Origin of the sequence: Streptomyces sp. 5-10 (assembly GCF_014712245.1) — a bacterium.
Classification (GTDB): domain Bacteria; phylum Actinomycetota; class Actinomycetes; order Streptomycetales; family Streptomycetaceae; genus Streptomyces; species Streptomyces violaceusniger.
Window position 1 is genome coordinate 50,403 of sequence record NZ_JACVYG010000056.1, and the last position, 14,933, is coordinate 65,335.

Below are 14,933 nucleotides of genomic sequence, written 5' to 3' on the forward strand. Positions count from 1 at the left end.
CATGGCGTCCGTTCACCCGGCCGCGGCGGTGGCCACGGACGGCGGCGACGCGGTGGTCCAGGCGCTGGGCGCCCTCGGCACGCCCGTCGACTGCGCCGGGCTGCGCAGCCTCCCGCTGGAGGGCCCGCAGGTGCTCTGGCTCGTCGTCGGCGGCGCCCTCGACCTGTTCGCGGTGGACGCCGCCGAGGAGGGGCAGTGGCACTTCCTCGGCCGCCTGGAGACCGGCGCGGCGCTCCCCGGCCCGGTCGAGGGGCCGCGCCACACCCTGCTGGGCCGCCCCTCGCAGGACTGCCTGGTGCGCCGCATCCCGCTGCGCGAGCTGTACCGGCCGGAAGGCTTTGACGCGTACGGCACGGCTCAAGCCGGCGATCCGTACGCCATGTACGGGGGCGGCGGATTCCAGGACACCCCGCCCACCCCGCTGGAGCACGCCGTGGCGCTCGGGGTGAGCCGCAGCCTCGGCGTCCTCTTCCAGGCCCCCCTGGACGGCGGGGCCGCGCCCGAGGCGGAGGCGGCCGACGAGGACCTGCTCTGGCTTCCGGTGCCGCCCGGCAGTGTGGCTTACGGCGCCGAGTACAGCGCGCAGGCCGCCGGTGACCTGCTGATCGACGGCGCGCTGTGGCAGCGGATGGTCAACCAGCAGTACCGCCTCGGCACCGCCGTGGACCGCTGGATCGAGACCATGGAGCGGGCCCACGCGGACCGTACGGCGGCCGGTATCCGGGCCGGCGAGGCCGTGCGCACCCGCGCCGACCAGGCGCTGATCGCCTCCATCGGAGGGCCGCGACGGGACCGGCGGCCGTCGGAGGAGAGCACCGACGACGCCGTGCACGCGGTGTGCCGCGCCGTGGCGGAGGCCGCCGGGATCACCCTGCCCGAGCCGCCCAGGGGCCACGCCACCGACGACCGTACGGACCCGGTGGAGCGCATCGCCGCCCACGCCCGGATCCGCACCCGCGCCGTCCGTCTCGAGGGCCAGTGGTGGCGGGAGGACGCCGGACCGCTGGTGGGCTACCGCGCCAAGTCCGGGGCCCCGGTGGCGCTGCTGTGGCGGCGCGGCCGGTACGAGGCGGTCAACCCCGCCTCCGGCCTGCGGATCCGGGTGGGCGGCGGCAACGCGGAGGAGTTCGAGCCGCGGGGCGTGATGTTCTACCGCCCGCTGCCCGACCGGCCGATGACGGTGTGGCGGCTGATGCGCTTCAGCGTGCGCGGCGCCGCCGGGGACGTCCGCAACCTCCTCATCGGCGGGCTGGTGACGGTGGCGCTCGGCGCCCTGGTGCCGCTCGCCACCGGCCAGGTGCTGGGCGGCTTCGTGCCCCGCGCCGAGAAGAGCCCCATCGTCCAGATCTCCCTGGCCCTGATCGTCGCCGGCGTCGTGGCGGCCGCCTTCATGCTGCTGCAGAACCTGACCCTGCTGCGGCTCGAGGGGCGGCTGGAGTCCACCCTCCAGCCCGCGGTGTGGGACCGGCTGCTGCGGCTGCCCACCACCTTCTTCGCCCAGCGCTCCACCGGCGAACTGGCCAGCGCGGCCCTGGGCATCAGCACCATGCGCCGGGTGATGTCCGGGATCGCCCCGACGATCCTCCAGGCCGGCACCGTGGGCGTGATGAACCTCGCCCTGCTGCTGTACTACAGCGCCTCACTGGCGCTCGCGGTGGTCGCCGTACTGCTGGTGGTCTCCGGGGTCTTCCTCGGGATGGGGCTGTGGCAGGTGCGCTGGCAGCGACGGCTGGTGGAGAGCGAGAACAAGCTCAACAACCAGGCGTTCCAGACCCTGCGCGGCCTGCCCAAGCTGCGGGTCGCCGCGGCCGAGAACTTCGCCTACGCGGCCTGGGCCCGTGGCTTCGCCCACTCCCGCGATCTGCACCAGCGCACCGGGCGCATCAAGAACCTCACCCAGGTGCTGGACTCCGTCTACCTCCCGCTGGTCTCCCTCGCCGTGTTCATGCTGCTGGCCGGTCCGGCGCGGGGGAGCATGTCGGCGGGCGCCTTCCTGACCTTCAACACCTCGGTGACCATGCTGCTCACCTCCCTCACGCAGCTCACCAACTCCCTGGTCTCGGTGGTGGCCGTCCTGCCCATGTTCGAGCAGGTCAAGCCGATCCTGGACGAGCCGCCCGAGGTGCGCGGCGGCAGCGCCCAGCCGGGGCGGCTCTCCGGTGACCTCCGGGCCCGCGACCTCACCTTCCGCTACGGCGACGACGGGCCGCTGGTGCTCGACAATGTCTCGCTGGAGATCCGGCCGGGCGAGTTCGTGGCCGTCGTCGGCCCGAGCGGCTGCGGCAAGTCGACCCTGCTGCGGTTGCTCATCGGCTTCGAACGGCCGGTGTCCGGCAGTGTGCTCTACGACGGCCAGGACCTCGCCGCCCTCGACCAGGCGGCCGTGCGCCGCCAGTGCGGGGTGGTCCTCCAGAACGCCCAGCCGCTCGGCGGTACGATCCTCGACTGCATCCGCGGCGCCGAGCCGTACACCCCCGAGGAGGCCATGGAGGCCGCCGAACTGGCGGGACTGGCCGAGGACATCCGGCAGATGCCCATGGGGCTCCAGACCATGATCTCCGGCAGCGGCGCCATCTCCGGCGGCCAGCGGCAGCGGCTGATGATCGCCCAGGCCCTCATCCGCCGTCCGCGCATCCTCTTCTTCGACGAGGCCACCAGCGCCCTGGACAACGAGACCCAGCGCATCGTCATCGAAAGCACCCGCCGGCTCAACGCCAGCCGGCTGGTGATCGCACACCGGCTGTCGACCGTCATGGACGCCGACCGGGTGCTGGTCATGGAGGACGGCCGGATCGTGGAGCAGGGCGCCCCGGCCGAGCTGATGGCCATCCCGGGCGGCAAGCTGCACGAGCTGGTGCGGCGTCAGACGCTCTAGGTGTGCTGTCCGGACAGCACACCTAGGTCATCCCGGCGGTCGACCGTGGTGGGCCGCCCAGGCGTCGATCCGGTCCCGCATCCGGGCCGCGAGATCCGGCCCGGCGGCCGCGAAGCGGAGCGAGTCCGCGGCGATCCGGGCGAGGTCGGTGGCGCTCAGGCCGTAGCGGCTGTGCGCCGTGGCGTACTCGTCGAGGATGCCGATGCCGTACAGATACGGCGCGTCGCTGTTCAGCGTCACCGGGACGCCCGCGCGGACCAGGGCCGGCAGTGGATGGGCCGTGGCCGACTCGACCGCCTTCAGCATGACGTTGCCGGTGAGGGCGAGGTCCAGGCAGATGCGCCGCTCGGCCAGCTCACGGACGAGGCCGGGATCCTCGACGGCGCGTACGCCGTGGCACACCCGATCCGGAGTGAGGAGGTCCACGGTGTTGCGCACGCTCGAGGCGGGGCCGCTCTCCCCGGCGTGCGGGACCACCGCGAGCCCTCCCTCGCGCGCGATGCGGAACGCCCCGGCGAAGTCGTCGGCGGGGTGGCCCGCCTCGTTTCCGGTCAGGCCCATCGCCACGATGCCGCGGTCGCGGTGGCGGACCGCGAGCGCGGCCACCTCGGCCGCGTCCACCGGGCTCCGGTCGCGCCCGACCCCCAGGATCATGCCGCCGTCGCCGCGCCCCGCGGCCAGGCCGTCCAGCGCGGCCTCCACCAGGGCCTCGGGCGGGCCCAGCCGGCCCTGGTAGAGATGCGGGCCCAGATGGAGCTCCGTCCAGACGACGCCGGCGTCCGGGGCCGCGTCGAAGACCTCCCCGACCACTCGGCGCAGATCGTCGAGCGAACCCACCAGCGCGCGGCAGCTCTCATAGGCGCGGTTGAACTCCGGCCAGGTCGGATACGCGTCGCTCAGCGGCGGCAACGGCAGTCCGTACCGCTCGGCGAACTCCCGCGCGGTGTCCGGACGCATCGCGGCCTCGGTGTGCAGATGCAGTTCGGCCTTCGGCAGGGCCCGGAAGTCGGCCGCGATCAATGGTCTGCGTTCCATCAGGGAGCCTTGGCCTCCCAGCGCACCGTCAGCCGCTCCGCCGTGCCGACCAGCGCGTAGAAGACGATCGCGATGGCGGAGGCGATGACCATCACGGCGTACAGCTGCGGGGTGTTGAAGTTGTAGGTGGTCTGGATGATGAGATAGCCGAGTCCCTGCTGGGAGCCGATCCACTCGGCCACGATCGCCCCGATCACACAGTTGCCGGTGGCGATCTTCAGTGAGGAGAAGAGATAGGGCAGCGAGGCGTACATCCGCACCTTGAACAGGACCTCCCACGGGGAGGCGGACAGCACTCGCAGCAGCTCCAGCGACTGCTTGTCCACCGCCTGGAGCCCGCGCACCATGTTGACCAGCGTGGGGAAGAAGGAGATCAGCGCGCCGATGGCCACCTTCGGGGCATAGCCGTTGCCCATCATGATGACGAGGACGGGCGCGATGGCCACGATGGGGATGGTGCGGATGAACAGCGCGACGGGCATCAGGGCCCGCTCCACCGGCCGGTAGTGGACGAAGACGACGGCCAGCAGCACCGCCACCGCGTTGCCCACCGCGAAGCCCAGGGCGGATTCGACGATGGTCGGCCAGGCGTTGTCCATCAGCAGGGCCGAGTCGTCGTTGAGGGAGCCCCAGATGTCCGAGGGCATCGGCAGCACGTACTGGGGCACCGAGAAGACGCGACAGCCGAGCTCCCACAGAGCGACCAGGACGAGCGCCGCGGACACCGGCAGCAGCGCGCGGAGCGGACGGGCGCCGCCACGGACGGAACCTCGCCCGCGCCCGGCGGACTTCACATCGGGGTCCTCGGCCGCCGACGGCGTCGAGGTGGTGGCGGTCGACATCAGCAGTCCTCCAGCAGGCGGCGAAGGCGGGCGGCGAGCGTGGTGAACTCGGGGGTCTCGCGGACGTCGAGGGTGCGCGGATACGGCAGGTCCACCGGGACCAGCTCGCGGACCCGCCCCGGATGGGCGGAGAGCACCAGGACCCGCTGCGACATGAACACGGCTTCGGCGATGCTGTGGGTGACGAAGAGGATGGTGGTCCCGGTCGACTCCCAGATGCGCAGCAGCTCCTCGTTGAGCCGGTCGCGGGTGATCTCGTCCAGGGCGCCGAAGGGCTCGTCCATCAGCAGCACTCGCGGTCGGCACACCAGCGCGCGGGCGATCGAGACGCGCTGGCGCATTCCGCCGGACAGTTCATGCGGATAGGCGTTCTCCCGCCCCGCGAGACCCACCAGCGCCAGCAGTTCCTCGGGGGACGGGGAGTCCGCCGCGTCCGGTACGGCTTTGGTGCCGCCGCCGACCTGGAGCGGCAGCCGGACGTTCTCCACCGCGGTGCGCCAGGGGAGCAGCGCCGAGTCCTGGAAGACGAACCCCAGTCGGCGGGAGGTGCGCGCTTGGTGGGCCGAGGTGCCGAGCACCGCGACGGTGCCCGCGGTGGGGGAGAGCAGATCCGCCACCACGCGCAGCAGCGTGGACTTGCCGCATCCGGACGGTCCCAGGAGCGAGACGAAGCCGCCGTTCTCGACGGCGAGGCTGATGTCGCGCAGGGCGGTCACCTCCCCGCGTTCGGTGGCGAAGGTGACCGTGATGTTCTCCAGTTCGACGCTGTTCCGGGGTTCGGCCCCGTCCGGCGTTGTCGTCGTGGAGTCCGCGGACTCCACGGAGTCCGCCGCGGTCGCTGATCCAGTTGCCATGGCTGTCTTGGCTGTCACGGGAGTTCCTCCCTCGGAGGTGGTCAGCCGAGCTTGGGTCGGGATGCCGCCGTGGCCCGCAGAACGTCGGTCGTCATGACCTTGTCCACGGTCGGCGGCTTGGACGTGAACTGCTTGAGCTGTGTGTACTGGCTGATCTGCCGCTGCCAGAGGTCCCTGCTCATGGCGCCCCATCCGTCCTTGGCGGTGGCTTCGGTGAAGATGAGCTTCATCAGCACCTCGCTGGCCTTGAACTGGGATTCCTTCTTCAGTCCTGGATACTTCTTCACCAGCAGATCGACGGCCTCGTCGAGATGCCCATGGGCGTATTCATAGCCACGGGCGGTCGCCTCCACGAATCCCTGGAGCATTTTCGGACGCTTCTCTATCGTCGAGTCGGTGGCGAAATATACATTGCCGTAGAGATGCACGCCCGAGTCCCACACCCGTAGCGTTTCGTATTCGTCCAGGATGGAGAACGCCTCGAGGTTGGTGATCCAGCCCGCCATGGCATCGACCTTTCCGCGCTTGAGCGGAGTGAAGTCGGATCCGACCACCTGGACCTTGACCTTGGATTTATCGATGTTGTTCGCCGCCAGCACCGCGTAGAGAATCACATCGCCGCCCGCCTGTATGCCGACGGTCTTGCCGATGAAGTCCTCCGGCTTTCTGACCGGATTGCCGGGCAGGGAGATGTAGGCCAGCGGATGCTGCTGCACGCCCACGGCGAACGCGCGCACCGGCTGCCCCTGGGAGCGCGCCATCATGACGGCGGGGCTGGACGCGTTCTGGCCGAAGGTCGCGGCGCCGCCGGAGACCAGCGTCACACCGTTCACATTGGGGCCGCCGGGCTGGAAGGTGAGCTTGACCCCGGCCTCCTTGTACCAGCCCTTCGCTTCGGCGACGACCTCGCCGAGAACGCCGTTGTCACCCGTCCAGGCGATCTGGTACTTCGCGGTGCCGCCCGCTCCGCCGGGCCCACCGCCGCAGGCCGTGACGAATCCGCCCACGGCGAGACCGCCGCCGACCGCGAGGAATCTCCGTCGGGATACCTTGTCGCTCATGACTACCTCAATTCCGGAGGCGGAAACAACGAAGCGGAACTGCTGCTTCCTATGGCTTCCTTCACTACATCAGCATTTCTTCGGGTCGGCAATGGAGGAACGTTCTCGAACGGCATTGTTTACGGCGGTGAAACTCACCACCCGAGATAGACGGATTTCGACCAGGTGAAGAACTCCACGGCGGTCGGACCCTGTTCCCGGAAGGTATTGGTGGAGGAGTCCTTGACCCCGCCGAACGGGACGTTCAAATCGAGCCCGGTCGTGGGACGGTTGACCTTGACGACCCCTGCCCGCACCCGTGCCACGAAACGCTGTGCGGCCGCCAGATCCCGGGTGCAGATACTTGCCGCGAGGCCGTACGCCGAATCGTTGACCAGACTGATCGCCTCGTCCAGGCCCTCGGCCGGGAGCACCGCCACCACCGGGCCGAAGATCTCGTCCCGGGCCGAGGAATGGCCGGGGCCGACCCCCGCGAGCACCGTCGGTGCCAGGAACAGCCCGTCCGGGGCCTCTCCGCCCGCCACGACGGTGGCGCCCTCGGCCCGCGCCCGCTCCACCGCCGCCACATCCGTCTCCAGTTGAGAGGCGCTGACCACGGGGCCCATCGCCGTCCCCGCCGCGAGCCCGTCGCCCGGCCGGTAGCGGGCGGCCTGTTCGGCCAGCGCCTCGACGAACGCGTCATGCACCCCCGGGGTGCAGATGATCCGCGAAGAGGCCGTGCACGCCTGCCCGGTGAGGCCGAAGCCCCCTGCGGCCGCCAGCGCGGCGGCCTCCTTCACATCGGCGTCGTCCAGCACCACCACGGCGTTCTTGCCGCCCATCTCCAACTGGACCCGGCCGTGACGGCGCTCGACCGTCTCACGGATCCGGTTGCCCACACCGGTGGAGCCGGTGAAGGAGACCGCCGCCACCCGCGGGTCGGCGACCAGCGCCTCGCCCACCACCGACCCCTTGCCGTGCACCACGTTCAGCACCCCGGGCGGCAGCCCCGCCTCGGCCAGGGCCGTCGTGAGATGGCGCACCGACACCGGGGTCAGCTCGGCGGGCTTGATGACCACGCTGTTCCCGCTCACCAGGGCGGGTGCCATCTTCCAGGCGGGGATGGCGATGGGGAAGTTCCACGGGGTGATCAGCCCGGCCACCCCCATCGGTTCCAGCCGGGTGTGCACCGTCGTATCGGGTGTGGCGCTGGGGAAAGTCTGCCCGCCGAGCCGCCAGCCCGCGGCACCGAAGTAGCGCAGCACGTCGATGGCGCGCCGCACCTCGCCGCGCGCCTCGGCCAGGGTCTTGCCCTCCTCCCTGGTCAGGTCGCGGGCCACCGCCTCGTGCCGGCCGCGCAGGATCTCGGCCGCGTCCATCAGGACGGCGCCCCGCGCCGGGGCGGGCAGCGCGGCCCAGCCGGGCTGCGCCCCCTCGGCGGCCGTGACCGCATCGGCCACCGCGGCCGCGTCGGAGGCGGGGGTCACCGCCACGAGGTCGGCGGGATCCGCGGGGTTGCGGCGCTCGACCGTGGGTACCCCCACCGCCGAACCGGCGATGTGGTTGGCTATCCGCGAAGTGGTGGACTGGGTCATCGGTGTGCCTCTCGGTTCATCGCGCCGCGGATCACAGACTGCGCACCAGACCGCCGTCGCAGCGCACGGCGGTACCGGTCAGATACGAGGCGGGCGCCCCGCACAGGAAAGCGGCCACGGCGCCGAACTCCTCGGTGGTGCCGTACCGTCCGGCCGGGATCGTGGCGCGCGAGGCGGCCGCCACCTCTTCGGCGGTGCGCCCCTCCCGTTCGGCCTTGGCCGCGTCCAACCGGGCGACCCGGTCGGTGGCGATCCGGCCCGGCAGCAGCAGGTTGACGGTCACCCCGTCCGCGGCGGTCTCCGCGGCCAGCGTCTTGAGATAACCGGCCAGTGCCGCCCGGCCCGCGTTGGACAGGGCGAGGCCCGGCAGCGGCGCGGTGACACCGCTGGAACCGATCGCCAGAATCCTGCCCCAGCCACGTTCACGCATCGCGGGCAGCGCGGCCGCCACCAGGCGCGCCTGCGCGAGCAGCAGACTCTCCGCCGCCCCGGCCAGCTCGGTGGCGCCCACGTCCGCCGCCGGGCCGGGTGCGGGGCCGGGACCGTTGAGGACGAGGATGTCCACGTGCCCGTACGCCGCGTACGCCGCGTCCATGAGGGTGCGCGGGCCGCCCGGCGCGGTGAGGTCCACCTCGACACCGATCGCTTCGGGCAGCCCGGCGGCCACCCCCTTGGCGACGTCCCCGCGCCTGCCGGAGACCACCACCCGTGTCCCCTCGGCGGCCAGCGCCTCCGCCACCGCGCGGCCGAGCCCTCCGGTGGACGCGGCGACCACGGCGGTACGTCCCGCCAGCCCCAGATCCATCAGCGTGCCCCTTGCGGTACGCGCCGCGCCGGGGGCAGCGCGGTGAGATGCCGGAGGAGCTGGGGGACGAGGCTCTCGGGGAGCGCACGTGCGGGGGGCCGGACCCCGGCCTCCATGATCAGGCCGCGCTGCCGAAGCGCCTCCTTGCGCAGCGCGAGCCCGATCCCCGCCTGCGCCTCGAAGTTGACCAGCGGCAGATACGGCAGATACGCCTCGCGCGCCGCTTCGTACCCACCGGACCGGTGGGCGTCGACGCAGGCGATCAGCCCTTCGGGTGCCGAGAAGCCGGTCATCGCCCCGGCGGCCCCCGCGGCCAGCTCGTCCAGCAGGCCGAGCCCGCCGAGCCCGCCGAAGACGGGGATGTCGGTCCGTTCCGCCAGGAGGCCGATGACGGCGGGCGTCGGTGGCGCCTCCGCCTTCACCGCGACCGCCGACGGCACCCGGCGCACGACGGTGGCCAGGTCCCCGGGGCGGATGGCGACCCCGCTGGCCGCCGGGTAGTCCTGGATGACGAGCCCGAGCCCGGTGGCCTCGTGCACGGCGTTGAAATGGGCCGCGACCGTCTCCGGGCGCGGGGAGTTCACCTGCGTCATCAGCCCGGCGACCCGGTCGCCCAGCACCTCGCCGATCAGCTCGGCCTCCTCGACGACCGGCGCGGTGGACAGACCGGTGGCCCCGACCACCAGCGGCAGCTCGACGCTGTCGCGGACGACCTCCAGGACGGCCCGGCGCTCGGGGAGGGAGAGCCGCGCGGCCTCGCCGAAGACACCGAGCACGGTCAGCCCGGTGACACCGAGCTCCGCGTAGTGCTCGACCAGCCGGGCCAGGGCCGATTCATCGATGTCGAGGGTCGAACCGGCGAAGGGCGTCGCCACGACGCCCCAGACGCCGGGCGGCAGTGGCCGCGGTGGGGTGGACATGGGCTGTCTCCTCGCTGTTCGGGCTGTTCGGGCCGTTCCGGTGGCGGTGGCGGTGGCGGTGGCATTCGATCGGGGCCGGGTTCAGCGGCCGGGCCAGACGGGCGGCCGCTTCTCCTGGAAGGCGCGTACGCCCTCCGCCGCGTCCTCGCTGTCCACCGCGTCCATCAGCGCGGGCAGCCGTAGCGCGTGCGCCTGACGGGCGGTGAGCCCGGTCCCGGCGCGTGCCATCTGCTTGATCGCGCGCAGGGACACCGGCGAGCAGGCCAGCACCTCGGCGAGCCAGCGGTCCACGGCCTCATCGAGCCGCTCCCCGGGCACGACCTCGTTCACCAGGCCCATCCGGTACATCTCCGCGGCCGGGACCTTGCGGCCGGTGAGCAGCAGTCCCATGGCCTGGGTGTGCGGAACCCGCTCCATGAGCCGGAACACCCCTCCGTCGAGGGGGATCCGCCCGACCCTGGGCTCGGTGAGGCCGAACCGCGCGTGTTCGGCGGCGATCACGATGTCGCAGCCCAGCACCATCTCCATGCCACCGCCCAGGGCATAGCCGTTGACCCTCGCGATGACCGGGACATCGAGGGTCTCGCGCAGGCTCAAGGCCCCGAAGCCATCGGGGTCCAGCCCGGCCCAGTACTCCAGACCGCTCTTCGCTGTCGCGCCCGCCGACATGTCGGCCCCGGTGGAGAACGCCCGCTCGCCCGCCCCGGTGACGACGACCGCCCGGATGTCGCGGTCGGCCTCGATCCCGGCCCAGATCTCCTTCAGCCGCTCGGTGGTGGCCCGGTCCACGGCGTTGAGGACCCGGGAACGGTCGATGACGACACGCGCCACCCGCCCGTCGTGCTCCCTTACGCAGCGCACCTCGTCGCGCACCGCCTCGTCGCCGCTCATCGCAGCACCCCCGCCTCGCGCAGGGCACGCAGCCGGGCCGCGTCGTAACCGGCCTCGCCCAGCACCTCGTCACCGTGGGCCCCGAGCCCCGGAGGCACCCTGCGCACCTCGGCCGGGGTGGCGGACAGATGCACCGGATTGCCCAGGACCCGCACCGAGCCCTCGGCGGGGTGCTCCATCTCGACGATCATGCCGTTGACGATGGTCTGTTCATCGTGGAGCGCCTCCTCCATGGTGCGCACGGGCGCGCACAGCAGGTCCTGTGCCTCCAGCCGCTTCATCCAGTGGGCGGTGGTCCCGGTGGCGAACCGCTCGGCGAACAGCCGCCGCAGCTCGGGGCGGTGCCGCTGCTGTCCCTCCGGGGTGGCGTACTCCGGGCGGAGCGAAAGGTCCTCGCCGATCTCCAGGGCGGCGCAGATGTCCCGGAGCGGGTTCTGTTTGAACGCCCCGACCATGACCACGGCGCCATCGGTCGTCTGAAACGCCCCGGTGAGCGGCATCGCGGCCCAGTTGATCTCCGCGCCCCGGTTCATCCGGGTGGCCGCCTCCTGCATCTGCATATGGAGGATGGAGTCGTACATCGCGATCTCCACCTTCTGCCCCTCCCCGGTGCGTTCCCGGTGGAGCAGCGCCAGGAGGATGCCCTGCACCATGTGCATGCCCGTGGTGTAGTCGCACAGGCTGGTGGGATAGATGCTGACCGGAGTGTCGTCGGAGGCCCTGCGCCACATGACGCCGGTGTACGCCTGCGTCAGGATGTCCTGGCCGCCCTTGTGGGCGTACGGGCCCTTCTCCCCGAATCCGGTCGCGGAGGCCCAGATGACGCGGGGGTTGACGGCACGCAGCGCCTCGTAGCCGAAGCCGATCCGGTCCATGACGCCGGCCCGGAAGTTGGAGGTCACCACGTCGGCGCGGGCGACGAGGTCGAGCACCGCCTGTTTGCCCTCCTCGGTTCGGGTGTCGAGGCTGACGCTGCGCTTGTTGCGGTTGATGCTCCAGAAGACGGGGTTGTCGAGACCCGCTTCGTCGGGGAAGGAGGTGCGGGACAGATCGCCGGTGCCGGGGCGCTCGATCTTGATCACGTCCGCGCCGAAGTCGCCGAGCATCTGGGTGCAGGAGGGACCGGCGTACACCTGGGTGAAGTCGACGACGACCACGCCGTCGAGCGGGAGCCGTCGCGTGGTCATGCGGCCGCCTCGCTGTTCGTCTCGTCGATCGTGGCGTTCTCCGAGGGGATGTCGCCCGGGTCGGCACCCTGTTCGCGCATCAGCTTCCGGACGTCCCCCACCGGTACGTCGCGGACGAGGATGCCGCGGTCGGCCGCGATGCTCGCGGCGATACCCGTGGCCTGGCCCATCGCCATGCAGGGTGGGATCTCCCGGGACATCCGCTGGGCGTCCGGCGTGGCGGAGTAGTGCCGTCCGGCGACGAGGAGCTGGTCGACGCTCCGCGGAACGAACGAGCGATAGGGGTAGTAGTAGTCACGGCCGCGGGCGACGGTGTCGGGAAAGTGGCGGCGCGAGACGATGTCGTCCTTGGTGACGACGTACTCCCCGTCGAGCAGCCGGGTCTGCCGGACGCCCATCTGCTCGGCGACGTCGAGCAGATAGCAGTCCTCGAAGCCGGGGAGGTACTGCCTGGCGTACTCCACCACGGCTCCCATCCGCGCCCTGGCGTCGAACTCCGCCTCGGTCAGGGAGGTCGGGTCGGCGCCGTCGTAACCGGTCAGATGCGGGCAGTTGCACCACACGACGCCCGGAACCGGGGTCTTGAGCCACCACAGGTCCCAGGCGCCCCCCAACATGCGCTTGATCTTGCGGTTGACGGCCCGGAACTCACGGGGGTTCTCGGTCTCGAAGCGCTGCGCCGCGTCGGTGTCCACACCTCCGAGGCGGGAGACGAGGGTGACGATGTAGCGGCCCTCGGTGAAGGGGGCTCCGGCGCGCGAGGCCACGTCGATGTCGCCACTGGTGTCGATGACGACATCACCGAGGACGGCCTGTGGGCCCGCCTTGGTCTCGCACACCACGCCCTTGATCGCGCCGTCCTGGACCACCGGCCGGGAGAACCAGCTGTGCAGGCGCAGGTGGACGCCGCTCTCGCGCACCAGGTCGTTGGAGACCCGCTTCCAGCCGTCCGGGTCGAAAGCGACGGCGTAGCAGATGGGCTTGGGACTGGCGTGGGAGTGGAAGTCGAACGCGCCCCACCGGCTCCACTTGGCCCATGCCTCGGGCGAGGAGACCCGTTCCTCCGGGGGCGGGTAGACGGCCAGGTCCATGGCGGCCATGCGCTCGACGTATTCGTCCACCACCCCGGTCACGGTGATCTCATCGGCGTTGCACATGTCGTCGAGCACCAGGACCATACCGCCGGAGGCGAGGCCACCGAGTGCGGCGTAGCGCTCCAGGAGCGTCACGTCGGCACCGGCCCGCGCGGCGGCGACCGCGGCGCTGACACCCGCCGGGCCTCCGCCCACGACGACGACGTCACTGCGGCGCACGAGCGGTGCGTCGATGGCCTCCAGAGTCACGGACCCGTTGAGGTCGGCCACGTTGTCTCCTTTCGAATACGGCGTCTTTCGAAGACGGCGTCGCGTCACCGGACGTCCGTGGATCGGGCGTGCCTGTCCGGGAGCCCGGCCACGGGCGCCGCGGAGGCCGCCGTGCCGCGCCAACGGGCGATGAGCCACGGCGGGAAACGGTGATCGGGAAGGGGCGGACGGCGCACGGCGCCCGGAGGGAACACCGGACACGCGGCCGTACCGCGAGATGGGTCGGGGAACGCCCTCGCCCTCAATGCCGAGCGGGAGGCGGGGGAAACCCGGGCTGGAGGCGGGGGCAACACGAGTGGCGCGGGCGACGCTGCCCTGACGCGTACCGGATCGGAGAGCGGGGTGAGCGGCCCGAGGACCTGGCTCTACCAGGTGGGCGGGGTGATCACCCAGATCGCGGTCGACGGCTCATCGCCGACCGCGACGTACCAGTGCGGAATGCTCGACGAGTAGGTGATGGAGTCACCCGCCTCGAGTCGGTGCCGGACACCGTCGAGGAAGACGTCCTTCACCCCGGACAGAACGATGCCGAACTCCTCGCCGTTGTGACGGAAGGGAGTGCCGCTGGTGTCATGGCCGGGCTCGGTCTCCACCCAGACCACCTCGAGCGCCCCTTTCAGGGACGGGGTGAGGAGCTGGTAACGGGCACCGTCGAGCTTTTCATTTCCATGCCATTCCAGAGTGCGGCGCTCTTTTGCGCGCACCACAGGACTGGCAGGGTTTTCACCATGGAAAAGCCGGCCGATCGGCACATCGAGCCCATGGGCCAATTGAATCAGACTCGCGAAGGAGGGATTTCCCTTCCCTCGCTCCAGCAGACTGATGAGGCCCGTGCTCACATTCGATCGGCTGCTCAGCTCCTCCAGGGTGAGTCCGAGATGCTTGCGGAGGGATCGGATCTGTTCGCCCAACGAGGCGATGGACGCATCGGCGTCGGGACGGTTGTCCTTGTCGCCCGCGTTGCTGCTGCTCATGCGTCGCTCCTCGTCCGGCCACCATGGAACGGTGACTTCACCATAATGAAGTTCTTCAACATGTCAAGGGGTGGCGTCGCGGCCGCCGGCGCCGGGCCCGGCCGCGTGCTCCCCGTTTGACGGAGCGTCAGTTTCTTACCTGCGGGAAACGCAAAAGAAACTCGCAGAATATTGCCTTGACCATTTACGGACTCGTACTTTCGGCTTACGGTCTTGCCGCAGCCGTTTATCCCTGCCCCAGCCCGCGACCCAGCGTGTCGCGGCTTCATGAGGGAAGTTCACCATGGCCAATATCGTGCGCGCCGCCCTGGTTCAGACGAAGTGGACGGGCGACAGCGAATCAATGATCGAGCTCCATGAGAAGTACGCCCGCGCCGCCGCGGAACAGGGCGCCAAGGTGATCGGCTTCCAGGAGGTGTTCAACGCGCCGTACTTCTGCCAGGTGCAGGAGGCGGAACACTACCGGTGGGCGGAGGCGGTGCCGGACGGGCCGACCGTGCGGCGGATGCGGGAGCTGGCGCGGGAGACCGGGATGGTGATCGTCGTCCCCG

At 71.1% G+C, this 14,933-nt stretch carries 13 protein-coding genes; 2 read left to right on the forward strand and 11 right to left on the reverse strand.

The window, feature by feature from the left end; translation table 11 throughout:
- Window position 1: 1 nt before the first annotated feature.
- Complete coding sequence (locus tag IEJ02_RS39610; protein ID WP_191069214.1) at window positions 2-2,875, forward strand: NHLP bacteriocin export ABC transporter permease/ATPase subunit; 2,874 nt, start codon at window positions 2-4, stop codon at window positions 2,873-2,875.
- A 27-nt stretch (window positions 2,876-2,902) separates the two neighbouring features.
- Here the strand turns inward: IEJ02_RS39610 and add are convergent, their stop codons facing one another.
- The 11 genes from add to IEJ02_RS39665 all read right to left on the reverse strand — a co-directional run bounded on the left by add (window position 2,903) and on the right by IEJ02_RS39665 (window position 14,382).
- A complete protein-coding gene (gene add / locus IEJ02_RS39615) occupies window positions 2,903-3,910 on the reverse strand; it encodes an adenosine deaminase (RefSeq protein ID WP_191069215.1) in 1,008 nt (335 codons plus the stop codon).
- Entirely contained in the window at window positions 3,910-4,752 is an 843-nt protein-coding gene (locus IEJ02_RS39620; RefSeq protein ID WP_191069216.1) for an ABC transporter permease, read from the reverse strand. The genes add and IEJ02_RS39620 overlap by 1 nt, the downstream gene beginning before the upstream one ends.
- Window positions 4,752-5,624: an ABC transporter ATP-binding protein gene (locus IEJ02_RS39625; protein ID WP_317986034.1), complete on the reverse strand. Its 873-nt coding sequence runs from the start codon at window positions 5,622-5,624 to the stop codon at window positions 4,752-4,754. Before IEJ02_RS39625 ends, IEJ02_RS39620 begins: the two co-directional genes overlap by 1 nt.
- A gap of 23 nt (window positions 5,625-5,647) precedes the next feature.
- A complete protein-coding gene (locus tag IEJ02_RS39630) occupies window positions 5,648-6,667 on the reverse strand; it encodes an ABC transporter substrate-binding protein (RefSeq protein WP_191069217.1) in 1,020 nt (339 codons plus the stop codon).
- A 134-nt stretch (window positions 6,668-6,801) separates the two neighbouring features.
- Window positions 6,802-8,241 (reverse strand): aldehyde dehydrogenase family protein, encoded by a 1,440-nt coding sequence (locus tag IEJ02_RS39635; protein WP_191069218.1) that lies wholly within the window; start codon window positions 8,239-8,241, stop codon window positions 6,802-6,804.
- A gap of 31 nt (window positions 8,242-8,272) precedes the next feature.
- Entirely contained in the window at window positions 8,273-9,046 is a 774-nt protein-coding gene (locus IEJ02_RS39640) for an SDR family oxidoreductase (protein ID WP_191069219.1), read from the reverse strand.
- Complete coding sequence (locus IEJ02_RS39645) at window positions 9,046-9,966, reverse strand: dihydrodipicolinate synthase family protein (protein WP_191069220.1); 921 nt, start codon at window positions 9,964-9,966, stop codon at window positions 9,046-9,048. The genes IEJ02_RS39640 and IEJ02_RS39645 overlap by 1 nt, the downstream gene beginning before the upstream one ends.
- Window positions 9,967-10,047: 81 nt before the next feature.
- Complete coding sequence (locus tag IEJ02_RS39650; RefSeq protein ID WP_174890093.1) at window positions 10,048-10,857, reverse strand: enoyl-CoA hydratase-related protein; 810 nt, start codon at window positions 10,855-10,857, stop codon at window positions 10,048-10,050.
- Window positions 10,854-12,044 carry a CaiB/BaiF CoA transferase family protein gene (locus tag IEJ02_RS39655; protein WP_191069221.1) on the reverse strand — a complete coding sequence of 397 codons (1,191 nt, stop codon included), beginning with the start codon at window positions 12,042-12,044 and terminating at the stop codon, window positions 10,854-10,856. Before IEJ02_RS39655 ends, IEJ02_RS39650 begins: the two co-directional genes overlap by 4 nt.
- The gene (locus IEJ02_RS39660) at window positions 12,041-13,408 is read right to left on the reverse strand and encodes an FAD-dependent oxidoreductase (RefSeq protein ID WP_317986035.1); all 1,368 of its coding nucleotides are present in this window, start codon (window positions 13,406-13,408) and stop codon (window positions 12,041-12,043) included. Before IEJ02_RS39660 ends, IEJ02_RS39655 begins: the two co-directional genes overlap by 4 nt.
- Before the next feature lie 365 nt (window positions 13,409-13,773).
- Complete coding sequence (locus IEJ02_RS39665) at window positions 13,774-14,382, reverse strand: helix-turn-helix domain-containing protein (protein WP_191069222.1); 609 nt, start codon at window positions 14,380-14,382, stop codon at window positions 13,774-13,776.
- 283 nt (window positions 14,383-14,665) lie between these two features.
- Here IEJ02_RS39665 and IEJ02_RS39670 point away from each other — a divergent pair.
- On the forward strand, window positions 14,666-14,933 hold a 268-nt coding region (locus IEJ02_RS39670), incomplete at its 3' end, for a nitrilase-related carbon-nitrogen hydrolase (RefSeq protein WP_317986036.1).

Coding starts and splice junctions, on each gene's coding strand:
- IEJ02_RS39610 (WP_191069214.1), top strand. CDS start 2: ATGGCGTCCGTTCACCCGGCCGCGGCGGTGGCCACGGACGGCGGCGAC.
- add (WP_191069215.1), bottom strand. CDS start 3,910: ATGGAACGCAGACCATTGATCGCGGCCGACTTCCGGGCCCTGCCGAAG.
- IEJ02_RS39620 (WP_191069216.1), bottom strand. CDS start 4,752: ATGTCGACCGCCACCACCTCGACGCCGTCGGCGGCCGAGGACCCCGAT.
- IEJ02_RS39630 (WP_191069217.1), bottom strand. CDS start 6,667: ATGAGCGACAAGGTATCCCGACGGAGATTCCTCGCGGTCGGCGGCGGT.
- IEJ02_RS39635 (WP_191069218.1), bottom strand. CDS start 8,241: ATGACCCAGTCCACCACTTCGCGGATAGCCAACCACATCGCCGGTTCG.
- IEJ02_RS39640 (WP_191069219.1), bottom strand. CDS start 9,046: ATGGATCTGGGGCTGGCGGGACGTACCGCCGTGGTCGCCGCGTCCACC.
- IEJ02_RS39645 (WP_191069220.1), bottom strand. CDS start 9,966: ATGTCCACCCCACCGCGGCCACTGCCGCCCGGCGTCTGGGGCGTCGTG.
- IEJ02_RS39650 (WP_174890093.1), bottom strand. CDS start 10,857: ATGAGCGGCGACGAGGCGGTGCGCGACGAGGTGCGCTGCGTAAGGGAG.
- IEJ02_RS39655 (WP_191069221.1), bottom strand. CDS start 12,044: ATGACCACGCGACGGCTCCCGCTCGACGGCGTGGTCGTCGTCGACTTC.
- IEJ02_RS39665 (WP_191069222.1), bottom strand. CDS start 14,382: ATGAGCAGCAGCAACGCGGGCGACAAGGACAACCGTCCCGACGCCGAT.